10 protein-coding genes are annotated in these 11,596 nt (G+C 71.5%); all 10 read left to right on the top strand.

Translation table 11 applies throughout. The annotated features are described in order from the left end of the window. The first annotated feature begins 23 nt into the window (after positions 1-23). The 10 genes from P3T37_RS27805 (at position 24) to ispG (ending at position 11,573) form a co-directional block, all read left to right on the top strand. On the top strand, positions 24-947 hold the full coding sequence (locus tag P3T37_RS27805) for an ABC transporter permease (RefSeq protein ID WP_280726646.1): 924 nt from the start codon (positions 24-26) through the stop codon (positions 945-947). Next, positions 940-1,761 (top strand): ABC transporter ATP-binding protein, encoded by an 822-nt coding sequence (locus tag P3T37_RS27800; protein WP_280726645.1) that lies wholly within the window; start codon positions 940-942, stop codon positions 1,759-1,761. Before P3T37_RS27805 ends, P3T37_RS27800 begins: the two co-directional genes overlap by 8 nt. Positions 1,762-1,957: 196 nt before the next feature. Next, the gene (gene hpnC / locus P3T37_RS27795) at positions 1,958-2,893 is read left to right on the top strand and encodes a squalene synthase HpnC (RefSeq protein WP_280726644.1); all 936 of its coding nucleotides are present in this window, start codon (positions 1,958-1,960) and stop codon (positions 2,891-2,893) included. A gap of 41 nt (positions 2,894-2,934) precedes the next feature. Continuing rightward, the gene (hpnD, locus tag P3T37_RS27790) at positions 2,935-3,792 is read left to right on the top strand and encodes a presqualene diphosphate synthase HpnD (protein ID WP_280726691.1); all 858 of its coding nucleotides are present in this window, start codon (positions 2,935-2,937) and stop codon (positions 3,790-3,792) included. Positions 3,793-3,895: 103 nt separating this feature from the next. Next, positions 3,896-5,314 (top strand): hydroxysqualene dehydroxylase HpnE, encoded by a 1,419-nt coding sequence (hpnE, locus tag P3T37_RS27785; RefSeq protein WP_280726643.1) that lies wholly within the window; start codon positions 3,896-3,898, stop codon positions 5,312-5,314. A 98-nt stretch (positions 5,315-5,412) separates the two neighbouring features. Then, the gene (locus P3T37_RS27780; RefSeq protein ID WP_280726690.1) at positions 5,413-6,471 is read left to right on the top strand and encodes a polyprenyl synthetase family protein; all 1,059 of its coding nucleotides are present in this window, start codon (positions 5,413-5,415) and stop codon (positions 6,469-6,471) included. 190 nt (positions 6,472-6,661) lie between these two features. Further along, a complete protein-coding gene (gene shc, locus P3T37_RS27775; RefSeq protein WP_280726689.1) occupies positions 6,662-8,587 on the top strand; it encodes a squalene--hopene cyclase in 1,926 nt (641 codons plus the stop codon). Then, positions 8,584-9,282 (top strand): 1-hydroxy-2-methyl-2-butenyl 4-diphosphate reductase, encoded by a 699-nt coding sequence (locus tag P3T37_RS27770; RefSeq protein WP_280726642.1) that lies wholly within the window; start codon positions 8,584-8,586, stop codon positions 9,280-9,282. The genes shc and P3T37_RS27770 overlap by 4 nt, the downstream gene beginning before the upstream one ends. A gap of 2 nt (positions 9,283-9,284) precedes the next feature. Then, a complete protein-coding gene (hpnH, locus tag P3T37_RS27765; RefSeq protein ID WP_280726641.1) occupies positions 9,285-10,313 on the top strand; it encodes an adenosyl-hopene transferase HpnH in 1,029 nt (342 codons plus the stop codon). A gap of 99 nt (positions 10,314-10,412) precedes the next feature. Beyond that, positions 10,413-11,573 (top strand): flavodoxin-dependent (E)-4-hydroxy-3-methylbut-2-enyl-diphosphate synthase, encoded by a 1,161-nt coding sequence (gene ispG, locus P3T37_RS27760; RefSeq protein ID WP_280726640.1) that lies wholly within the window; start codon positions 10,413-10,415, stop codon positions 11,571-11,573. The last annotated feature ends 23 nt before the right edge of the window (positions 11,574-11,596 follow it).

Genomic DNA, 11,596 nt, shown 5'->3' with positions numbered 1-11,596 from the left:
CGTGAAGGACGAATGTGTCGACAGTGAGTGAAACAGTCAACCTCTCCGCCCCGGGAGGTGTTGATGCCGGACTGAGCCAGAAGCAGCTCGCGGACAAGTACGGCCTGAAGGTCAGCGGTGCCCGTCCCGGGATCGTCGCCTACACCAAGGAACTCTGGGGTCGTCGGCATTTCATCGTGGCCTTCGCGACCGCCCGGCTGGTCGCGCAGTACACCACGGCGAAGCTCGGCCAGGTGTGGCAGGTCGTCACTCCGCTGCTCAACTGTGCGGTGTTCTACCTGGTCTTCGGCCTGATCCTGTCGGGCAACAAGGTCCCGCACTACATTCCGTGGCTCTGCACCGGTGTGTTCATCTTCCAGTTCACCCAGAGCGCCGTGCAGTCCGGTACCCGGGCCATCTCGGACAACCTCTGGCTGATCCGGGCGCTGCACTTCCCGCGGGCCTGCCTGCCGATCGCCTTCACCGTGATCCAGCTCCAGCAGCTGCTGATCTCGATGGTCGTGCTGGTCGCCATCGTCCTCGGCTTCGGCATGCCGATCAGCGCCAGCTGGCTGCTGGTCATCCCGGTGCTGATCATGCAGGCCGCCTTCAACACCGGCCTGTCGCTGATCATGGCCCGGATCGGCTCCAAGACCAGTGACATGTCCCAGCTGATGCCGTTCATCCTGCGGACCTGGATGTACCTCTCCGGCGTGATGTACAGCATCTCCGGCAACAGCGCCAAGTGGCCGTCGTACGTCAAGCTGATCATGACGATAAACCCGGCCTCCGTGTACATGGAGCTGGTCCGGAACGCGCTGCTGCCGTCCGTCTACGCCGTCAGCACCAAGAACCACCAGACGCTCGGGCACCACCTCTGGCTCTACGCCGCCGGATGGGCCGTCGGTCTGTTCGTTCTGGGGTATGTCTACTTCTGGAAGTCCGAGGAGGAGTACGGCCGTGGCTGAGACCATCGTCGACAAGGCGGAGCGCGACGCCCTGGCCGTCGCCGCAGCGAAGAAGACCCGCACGCCCACCGTCGTGGTGGACGACGTGCACATCGTCTACAAGGTGCACGGCGCCGCGGCCGGCAAGGGCAGCGCCACGTCGGCGCTCAACCGGCTGATCTCCAAGAAGCGCTCGCCCGCCATCACCGAGGTGCACGCGGTCCGCGGCATCAGCTTCACGGCGTACAAGGGCGAGGCCGTCGGCCTGATCGGCTCCAACGGCTCGGGCAAGTCCACGATGCTCTCCGCGATCGCCGGCCTGCTGCCGACCGAGCGCGGCGGCATCTACACCGACGGCCAGCCCTCGCTGCTGGGCGTGAACGCGGCGCTGATGGACGACCTCACCGGTGAGCGCAACGTGGTGCTGGGCTGCCTGGCGATGGGCATGTCCCCCGCCGAGGTCAAGGCGCGCTACCAGGAGATCGTCGACTTCTCGGGCATCAACGAGAAGGGCGAGTTCATCAACCTGCCGATGCGCACCTACTCGTCCGGCATGGCGGCCCGCCTGCGGTTCTCCATCGCCGCGGCCAAGACCCACGACGTGCTGCTGATCGACGAGGCGCTGTCCACCGGCGACCAGGCGTTCCAGCGCCGCAGCGAGGCCCGGATCCGCGAGCTGCGCAAGGAGGCCGGCACGGTCTTCCTGGTCAGCCACAACAACAACGCGATCCGGGACACCTGCGAGCGGACCATCTGGATCGAGACCGGCAAGCTCATCATGGACGGCCCGACCGAAGAGGTCGTCGGCATGTACGAACGCGGCGAACGCCCCTGAGAAGCGGGCGGCAGCACAGGGCCGGTGTCCGGACGCGAGGCGTCCCGGGCACCGGCTCCGCCGTGTGCGCCGCGCGGGTGAGCGGCCCCGGCGCGCCGGGGGCCGGTCTTTCCGCGGCCTGCCCCGGCTGGCAGGCTGCGTGTCCGAGGCGGATTCATGGTCGACACCGGTGTAGAACGGGGGAGTGACGGTACCAATGACTTCGACTCATTCGGAGCGCCGGTCGGCGGGGGACACCCTGGACAAGGCGGCCCGGGAGAACTTCCCGGTCGCCCCGGGCTTCCTGCCCGCGGCCTGGCGCGACGACCTGATGGCCGTCTACGGCTTCGCCCGGCTGGTCGACGACGCGGGCGACGGCGACCTCGCCGACCCCGCCGGGACGGCGCTGCTGCTGGGCGCCGCCGCCCGTTCGGAGCAGTCTGATGAGACGGCTTTCCGACTGGGCCTGCTCGACGGCCTGGAGCGCGACCTGGACCGCGCCTTCGAGGCCGCGCTGCCCGGTTCCACCGGCGAGCAGCCGCACCATCCGCTGATGCGCGCGCTGGTCCCGCTGGTCGGCAGCCACGCGCTCACCTCGGAGCCGTTCCGCCGCCTGATCGAGGCCAACCGGGTGGACCAGGCCACCGCCCGCTACGCGACCTTCGACGACCTGATCGGCTACTGCACGCTCTCCGCCGACCCGGTCGGCCGCCTGGTGCTCGCCATCGCCGACGTCTCGACCCCTGCCCGGGTGGCCTACTCCGACCAGGTCTGCAGCGCGCTCCAGGTGATCGAGCACCTGCAGGACGTCGCGGAGGACCTGGCGCGCGGCCGGATCTACCTGCCCGCCGAGGACTTGGCGCGTTTCGGCGTCACCGAGCAGGACCTCGCCGCACCCACCGCCGGCCCCCGGGTGCGCGAGCTGGTGGCCTTCGAGGCGGCCCGGGCCCGGACCCTGCTCGACCACGGCGCTCCGCTGGTGGGTACGGTTCGGGGAAGGCTCCGACTGCTCCTGGCGGGATTCACCGCGGGCGGCTACGCGGCCCTGGCGGCCATCGAGGCCGCCGGGTACGACGTCCTGGCCCAGCAGCCGAAGCCCGACAAGCGCCGCCTCGCGTTGAAGGCGGCGGCCATCTTCGCGAAGGGAAGGTGAGCGCCCGCGTGGCGGCATCACCACTGGCGTCGGCACAGGTCATGGCGGCGTACCGGTACTGCGAGGCGGTCACCGCCCTGCAGGCCCGCAATTTCAGCTACGGCATCCGGCTGCTCCCGGAGCCCAAGCGGCTGGCCATGTCCGCGCTCTACGCCCTGGCCCGCCGGGTCGACGACATCGGCGACGGCGAGTTGTCCCCCGAGCGCAAGGCCGAGCAGCTGGGCGCCACCCGGGCACTGCTGGACGAGATCCGGGACGGCTCGGTCACCGAGGAGGACACCGACCCGATCAAGGTCGCGCTGGCCGACGCGGCCCGCCGCTTCCCGATCCCGCTGGACGCCTTCGACGAGCTGATCGACGGCGTCGAGATGGACCTGCGCGGCGCCGAGTACCGGACCTTCGACGACCTCAAGGTCTACTGCCGGTGCGTGGCGGGCTCGATCGGGCGCCTGTCGCTGGGCGTGTACGGCTGCGAGGACCCCAAGCGCGGGGCCGAGTACGCCGACACCCTGGGCCTGGCGCTCCAGCTCACCAACATCCTGCGCGACCTGCGCGAGGACGCCGTGAACGGCCGGACCTACCTGCCCGCCGAGGACCTCGCCCGATTCGGCTGCGAGCAGGGCTTCGCGCTGTCCACCCCGCCGGCCGGCGCCGACTTCACCGGCCTGGTGGCCTTCCAGGCGCAGCGCGCCCAGGGCTACTTCGAGGAGGGCCTGCGGCTGCTCCCGATGCTGGACCGGCGCAGCCGCGCCTGCACCGCCGCGATGGCCGGCATCTACCACCGGCTGCTCGGCCGGATCGCCGCCGATCCGGAGTCGGTGCTGCGCGGCCGGGTCTCGCTGCCCGGCTGGGAGAAGGCGTACGTCGCGCTCTCCGGCCTGGCCGGAGGACGTTCTTGATTCTCGCGCACACCCCGTCACCTTCTGTCAGCGGGGAATCACTCGGGGGGTCAGTCGTGTTCCCCTTGGGGACGGAGTGCACCACGAGCTGCGGGGAGGGCCGATGACCGGGCGGGTAGCGGCTCAGAGCCGTACTGCGGTGGTGGTCGGCGGCGGGCTGGCCGGCCTGACGGCGGCCCTCCGGCTGGCCGAGGCCGGCCTGCGGGTGACGCTGCTGGAGACCAGGCCGCGCCTGGGCGGCCTGGCCTTCTCGTTCCGCCGCGGCGAGCTGACGGTCGACAACGGCCAGCACGTCTTCCTGCGCTGCTGCACCGCCTACCGCGGTCTGATCGAGCGCCTCGGCGCCGGTGCCCAGGTGGCGATCCAGCCCCGGCTGGACGTCCCGGTGCTCTCGGTGGCGGACGGCCGGCACCGGCTCGGCCGGCTGCGCCGTGCCGCGCTGCCGGTGCCGCTGCACCTGGCGGCGAGCCTGGCGACCTACCCGCACCTGTCGGCGCTGGGCCGGCTGCGGGTGGTCCGCGGCGCCCTGGCGCTGCAGCGCCTCGACCTGGCCGATCCGGCCCTGGACGCCATCTCCTTCGGCGACTGGCTGCGCGCCCACGGGCAGAACGCCGAGACCATCGAGGCCCTCTGGGACCTGGTGGGCATCGCCACCCTGAACGCCCGGGCCGACCAGGTCTCGCTGGCGCTGGCCGCCATGGTCTTCAAGACCGGTCTGCTCTCCGACCCCGGCGCCTCGGACATCGGCATCGCCGCCGTCCCGCTCGGCGCGGTGCACCACGACGCCGCGCTGGCCGAGCTGGCCCGGGCCGACGTCAAGGTGCTGCTGCGGGCCAAGGCCGTCGAGCTGAAGACGATCTCCGCCGAGGGCGGCCAGCAGCACGTGGTGCGGCTGGAGAGCGGCGAACTGCTGACGGCGGACGTGGTGGTGCTGGCCGGCGCCCAGGACGCCGCCGCGGCGCTGCTGCCGGCCGACGCGATCGACGGGCAGGCGCGGCTGGCCGAGCTGGGCACCGCGCCGATCCTCAACGTGCACGTGGTCTACGACCGCCAGGTGCTGCGCCGCCCGTTCTTCGCCGCGCTCGGCTCGCCCGTGCAGTGGGTCTTCGACCGCACCGCGCACTCGGGCCTGGCCGACAGCCGACCGGGCGCGCAGTACCTGGCGCTCTCGCAGTCCGCCGTGCAGGACGAGATCGAGCTGCCGGTCGCCGAGCTGCGGGCCCGCTACCTGCCGGAGCTGGAGCGGCTGCTGCCGGCCGCCCGCGGCGCCGAGGTGCTCGACTTCTTCGTCACCCGCGAGCGCACCGCCACCTTCGACCCGGCGCCGGGCACCGCGGCGCTGCGTCCGCAGGCCCGCACCAAGGTCCCCGGCCTGCTACTGGCCGGTTCGTGGACGGCCACCGGCTGGCCCGCGACGATGGAGAGCGCCGTGCGCAGCGGGCACGCCGCCGCCGACGCCGCCCTCGCGCAGACCGGGGCCCGCGTCCCGGTGGACCGCGGCGACGGGCGGTGGCCACGGTGACGCAGACACGGCCCAGGGCCGACCGTCCAACCGAAACCCGCAGAACAGATCAGGGAGAGGGAACGTACGTGGAGGCACGCCTCAGCACGGCCGCGGGACTGACCGAATCGGCCGGGCCCGCTGCGGTACCGGAGCTGCTGGCCCGCGGCCGCACGCTCTGCACCCCGCCGTTGCGCGCGGCGGTGGCCCGGCTGGCGCCGCCGATGGACGCCGTCGCGGCCTACCACTTCGGCTGGACGGACCGCGAGGGCAAGCCCACCGCGGGCGACAGCGGCAAGGCGGTGCGCCCGGCGCTCGCGCTGCTCTCGGCGCAGGCCGCGGGCGCCCCCGCGCAGGTGGGGGTCGCCGGCGGGGTGGCCGTTGAACTGGTGCACAACTTCTCCCTGTTGCATGATGATCTGATGGACGGTGACGAGACTCGCAGGCACCGGGCCACCGCCTGGACCGTCTTCGGTCCGGCCCAGGCGATCCTGGTCGGCGACGCGCTGGCCACCCTCGGCACCGAGGTCCTGCTCGACGCGGGAGTCAGCGGTGCGGCCACCCCGGCGGACGCCGCCCGGGCCGTGCGTCTGCTCACCACCGCCACCCGCAAGCTGATCGACGGCCAGGCCCAGGATCTCTCCTTCGAGCACCGAGACGTCGTCACCGTCGAGGAGTGCCTGGAGATGGAGGGCAACAAGACCGGCGCCCTGCTCGCCGCCGCCTCCGCGATCGGCGCCGTGCTGGCCGGCGCGGACGACCGGACGGCCGACGCGCTGGAGCGCTACGGCCACCACCTCGGCCTCGCCTTCCAGGCCGTCGACGACCTGCTCGGCATCTGGGGCGCCACCGAGGTCACCGGCAAGCCGCACTGGGGCGACCTGCGACAGCGCAAGAAGTCGCTGCCGGTGGCCGCCGCCCTCGCCGAGGGCGGTGCCGCCTCGCGCAGGCTGGCCGAGTTGCTCGCCGACCCGCAGGGGCGCGGCGAGGAGACCGAGGAGGTGCTGGCCGGCCGGGCCGCCCTCATCGAGCAGGCGGGCGGCCGCTCCTGGACCCAGGACGAGGCCCGCCGCCAACACAAGACCGCCCTCGCCGCTCTGGACGAGGTGCCGATGACCGGCGAGGTGCGCCAGCACTTCGTCGCACTCGCCGAATTCGTGGTGGTACGAGAGAGGTGACGTCAAGTTGACAGCAACCGCGGACGGCCGGCTCGACCCTGAGTACGATTCCGAGCCGGTCGCGGTGGAGGAGCGGCCACCGGCGGACGCCCTGACCCGCGTGGTCCTGGCACCCGGCGGTGGCCCGTGGGAAGTCACGGGGTCGGATTCAAACCGACCACGAGAGGATTCACCCCCGGACCGTGCGGCGATCGAGGACACCCTCCACCGCGCCACCGCTCACCTGCTGTCCCTCCAGGACGAAGAGGGCTGGTGGAAGGGCAACCTGGAGACCAACGTCACCATGGATGCCGAGGACCTTTTACTGCGTCAGTTCCTGGGCATCCGCACGGAGGCCCAGACCCGCGCGACCGCCGAGTGGATCCGTTCCCAGCAGCGTGAGGACGGCACCTGGGGAACCTTCCACGGCGGGCCGCCGGAGATCTCCACCACCGTCGAGGCGTATGTCGCGCTGCGCCTGGCGGGGGATCCGCCCGAGGCGCCGCACATGCTGGCCGCGGCCCGGTTCGCCCGGGAGTCCGGCGGCATCGCGGCCACCAGGGTGTTCACCCGGATCTGGCTCGCGCTCTTCGGCTGGTGGCCGTGGGAACGGCTGCCGGAGATGCCGCCGGAGATCATGTTCCTGCCCAAGTGGCTGCCGCTGAACATCTACGCGTTCGGCTGCTGGGCCCGGCAGACCATCGTGCCGCTCACCGTCGTCTCGGCCCATCGCCCGGTGCGCCCGGCTCCCTTCACCCTCACCGAGCTGCACACCGATCCGGACAACCCCTTTCCGCTGCGCCCGCTCGCGCCGCCCACCAGTTGGGACGGCCTCTTCGAGCGTCTGGACCTGGTGCTGCACGCCTACCACAAGCGGGCGGTGCGCCCGCTGCGCAGACTGGCCCTCAGTCAGGCCGGCCGCTGGATCGTCGAGCGCCAGGAGGCCGACGGGTGCTGGGGCGGTATCCAACCGCCCGCCGTCTACTCGCTGATCGCCCTGAACCTGCTCGGCTACGAGCTGGAACACCCCGTGATGCAGGCCGGGCTGGCCGCCTTCGAGCGCTTCACCGTGCACACCGAGGACGGCAGGCGCTGGATGGAGGCCTGCCAGTCCCCGGTCTGGGACACCTGCCTGGCCACCATCGCGCTCGCCGACGCGGGTCTGCCGGCCGACCACCCCGCGCTGGTGCGGGCGACCGACTGGATGCTGGGGGAGGAGATCACCCGGCGCGGGGACTGGTCCGTCCAGCGCCCGGGCCTGGCCCCCGGCGGCTGGGCCTTCGAGTTCGAGAACGACACCTACCCCGACATCGACGACACCGCCGAGGTGGTGCTGGCGCTGCGCCGGGTCGCCCACCCCGATCCGGAGCGGGTCGAGGGGGCTGTCCAGCGCGGCGTCGAGTGGAACCTCGGCATGCAGTCCAAGAACGGCGCCTGGGGCGCTTTCGACGTCGACAACACCAGCACGCTCCCCAACAAGCTGCCGTTCTGCGACTTCGGCGAGGTGGTCGACCCGCCCTCGGCCGACGTCACCGCCCACGTGGTGGAGATGCTCGCCGACGTCGGCAGGGCCGACGACCCGCGCACCCGCCGCGGGGTGGACTGGCTGCTGCGCAACCAGGAGGCCGAGGGCTCCTGGTTCGGCCGCTGGGGCACCAACTACATCTACGGCACCGGCTCGGTGCTGCCCGCCCTGGTCGCGGCGCACGTCCCGCTCTCCGATCCGTCGATCCGCCGGGCGGTGCGCTGGCTGGAGGAGCGGCAGAACCCGGACGGCGGTTGGGGCGAGGACATGCGCTCCTACGACGATCCGGAGCAGTGGTCGGGCCGCGGCGAGTCGACCGCCTCGCAGACCGCCTGGGCGCTGATGGCCCTGCTGGCGGCCGGCGAGGGCCCGGGCGGGCGGTACGCGCCGGAGGGCGGCGGGGGCACCGCGGCCGTCGAGCGAGGGGTGCGCTGGCTGGCGGCCACCCAGCTGCCGGAGGGCAGTTGGGACGAGCCGCAGTTCACCGGGACGGGTTTCCCGTGGGACTTCTCGATCAACTACCACCTCTACCGGCTGGTCTTCCCGGTCACCGCGCTCGGCCGGTACCTGTACGGGAACCCGGTGCTCGGCACCGTCCGGAGGCCGTCGTGAAGCCGCTGCTGGTGCTGTGCGCGCTGGCCCCCGAGCAGTGGGCGCTGCGCGGCGGGGACTGGGCCGGCGCGCTCGGCGGCCCGCCGGTGCTGGTCCGCACGGGCCTGGGGCCGCAGCGGGCCGGCCGGGTGGCCGGCGCGCTGGTCGGTTCCTCCGGCCGGGACTACGGCGCGGTGCTGGTGACCGGCTTCTGCGCCGCCGCGGCGCCGGGTCTTCGGCCCGGCGACCTGGTCGTCGCCGACGGCGTGCGCGACGGCGCGGGCAGCTCACTCGCCGTCGACTCCCCGCAGCCGCTGGTCGAGGCGCTGCGGGTGCTGGGCCACACCGTGCACTGCGGGCCGCTGTACTCGGCCGACCGGGTGGTGCGCGGTGCGCAGCGCCGCGAGCTGCACCGGGCCGGGGTGCTCGCGGTGGACATGGAGTCCGCGGCGGTGCTGCACCGGCTGCCCGTCGCGCTGCCGGTGGCGGCGGTGCGGGTGGTGGTCGACACCCCCGAGCGGGAGCTGCTGCGCCCGGGCACCGTACCGAACGGCCTGCGGGCCTGGCGCACCCTGCGCGCCGCTGTGCCGGCCCTGATCGGCTGGCACCGTGCCGTCGCCGCCGACCCGCCCGCCCGCCCTGCGATATCCGAGCTGTCCGACCGTCTCTCCTTGACCCACTCTTCACTGCCGACGCTCCCTCAGGAGGCGAGCTAGTCATGGCCATGCCGCTGCGCCAGACCGTGCGGGTCAGTACGTACCTCATGCAGCAGAAGCTGATCAAGCGGCGGGAGAAGTTCCCGCTGATCGTCGAGCTCGAACCGCTCTTCGCCTGCAACCTCGCCTGCGAGGGCTGCGGGAAGATCCAGCACCCGGCAGGAGTGCTGAAGCAGCGGATGCCGGTCGCGCAGGCGGTCGGGGCGGTGCTGGAATCGGGTGCCCCGATGGTCTCCATCGCCGGTGGCGAGCCGCTGATGCACCCTCAGATCGACGAGATCGTGCGGCAGTTGGTGGAACGGAAGAAGTACGTCTTCCTATGCACGAACGCGCTGCTGATGCGCAAGAAGCTCGACAAGTTCACCCCTTCGCCGTACTTCACCTTCACGGTGCACATCGACGGGCTGCGCGAGCGGCACGATGAGTCGGTCGCCAAGGAGGGCACCTTCGACGAGGCGGTGGCGGCCATCAAGGAGGCCAAGCGCCGCGGGTTCCGGGTGACCACCAACAGCACGTTCTTCAACACCGACACCCCGCAGACCATCATCGAGGTGCTCAACTACCTCAACGACGAGCTGAAGGTCGACGAGATGATGATCTCGCCGGCCTACGCGTACGAGAAGGCCCCCGACCAGGAGCACTTCCTGGGGGTCGAACAGACCAGGGAGCTGTTCCGCAAGGCGTTCGCCGGTGGCAACCGTCGCCGGTGGCGGCTCAACCACAGCCCGCTCTTCCTGGACTTCCTGGAGGGCAAGGTCGATTTCGAGTGCACCGCCTGGGGGATCCCCAACTACTCGCTCTTCGGCTGGCAGCGCCCGTGCTACCTGATGGCCGACGGGTACGTCCCGACGTACCGCGAGCTGATCGAGAAGACCGACTGGGCCAAGTACGGCCGCGGCAGGGACCCGCGCTGCGAGAACTGCATGGCGCACTGCGGGTACGAGCCGACGGCCGTACTGGCCACCATGGGCTCGCTCAAGGAGTCGCTGCGCGCTGCCCGCGAGACGGTGGGCGGCAACCGGGGGCACTGAGGGGGAGTCCAAGCTCGGCGCGCGCTCGACCGCGCGCGCCGGGCAAGCCCCTGCCGGACCATGGCACCAAGACGAACAGCACCCTGAGGAAGAGCTCCCATGACCGCGATCTCGCTCGGTATTCCGTCCCTGCCGCTCAAGCCGCTTGCCACTCGTCGGGTTTCCCGGCAGATCATGGTCGGGAACGTTCCGGTCGGTGGTGACGCGCCGGTGTCGGTGCAGTCGATGACCACGACGGTGACGGCCGATGTCAATGCGACGCTGCAGCAGATCGCGCAGCTGACGGCGTCGGGCTGCCAGATCGTGCGGGTGGCGGTGCCGACGCAGGACGATGCGGACGCGCTGCCGATCATCGCGCGGAAGTCGGGGATCCCGGTGATCGCGGACATCCACTTCCAGCCGAAGTACGTGTTCGCGGCGATCGAGGCGGGGTGTGCGGCGGTTCGGGTGAACCCGGGGAACATCAAGCAGTTCGACGACAAGGTCGGCGAGATCGCGAAGGCTGCGGCGGAGGCGGGGACGCCGATCCGGATCGGTGTGAACGCGGGGTCGCTGGACCGGCGGCTGCTGGAGAAGTACGGGCGGGCGACGCCGGAGGCTTTGGTGGAGTCGGCGCTGTGGGAGTGCTCGTTGTTCGAGGAGCACGGCTTCCGTGACATCAAGATCTCGGTGAAGCACAACGACCCGGTGGTGATGATCAACGCGTACCGGCAGTTGGCGGCGGCGTGCGACTACCCGCTGCATCTGGGGGTGACGGAGGCGGGTCCGGCGTTCCAGGGGACGATCAAGTCGGCGGTGGCGTTCGGTGCGCTGCTGTCGGAGGGGATCGGGGACACGATCCGGGTGTCGCTGTCGGCTCCTCCGGTGGAGGAGGTGAAGGTCGGCAACCAGATCCTGGAGTCGCTGAACCTGCGCCAGCGGGGTCTGGAGATTGTGTCGTGCCCCTCGTGCGGTCGGGCGCAGGTGGATGTGTACAAGCTGGCGGAGGAGGTCACCGCCGGTCTTGAGGGCATGGAGGTGCCGCTGCGGGTGGCGGTGATGGGCTGTGTGGTGAACGGTCCGGGTGAGGCACGTGAGGCGGACCTGGGTGTGGCGTCGGGCAACGGCAAGGGCCAGATCTTCGTGAAGGGCGAGGTCATCAAGACCGTCCCGGAGTCGAAGATCGTCGAGACGCTGATCGAGGAGGCGCTCAAGCTCGCCGAGCAGATGCAGGCCGAGGGCGGCCCGACAGGCGCACCCGCCGTGATCGCGGGAGGCTGATCAGAGACAGAACGGCAGCCGAG

The sequence above is a fragment of the Kitasatospora sp. MAA4 genome (assembly GCF_029893355.1).
Lineage (GTDB): Bacteria > Actinomycetota > Actinomycetes > Streptomycetales > Streptomycetaceae > Kitasatospora.
This window is presented reverse-complemented; position numbering and strand designations above follow the sequence as displayed.

Bases quoted from the DNA above. Each gene is read 5' to 3' on its own strand.
- hpnD (WP_280726691.1), top strand. From the start codon at position 2,935: ATGGCGGCGTACCGGTACTGCGAGGCGGTCACCGCCCTGCAGGCCCGC.
- hpnH (WP_280726641.1), top strand. From the start codon at position 9,285: ATGGCCATGCCGCTGCGCCAGACCGTGCGGGTCAGTACGTACCTCATG.
- hpnC (WP_280726644.1), top strand. From the start codon at position 1,958: ATGACTTCGACTCATTCGGAGCGCCGGTCGGCGGGGGACACCCTGGAC.
- ispG (WP_280726640.1), top strand. From the start codon at position 10,413: ATGACCGCGATCTCGCTCGGTATTCCGTCCCTGCCGCTCAAGCCGCTT.
- hpnE (WP_280726643.1), top strand. From the start codon at position 3,896: ATGACCGGGCGGGTAGCGGCTCAGAGCCGTACTGCGGTGGTGGTCGGC.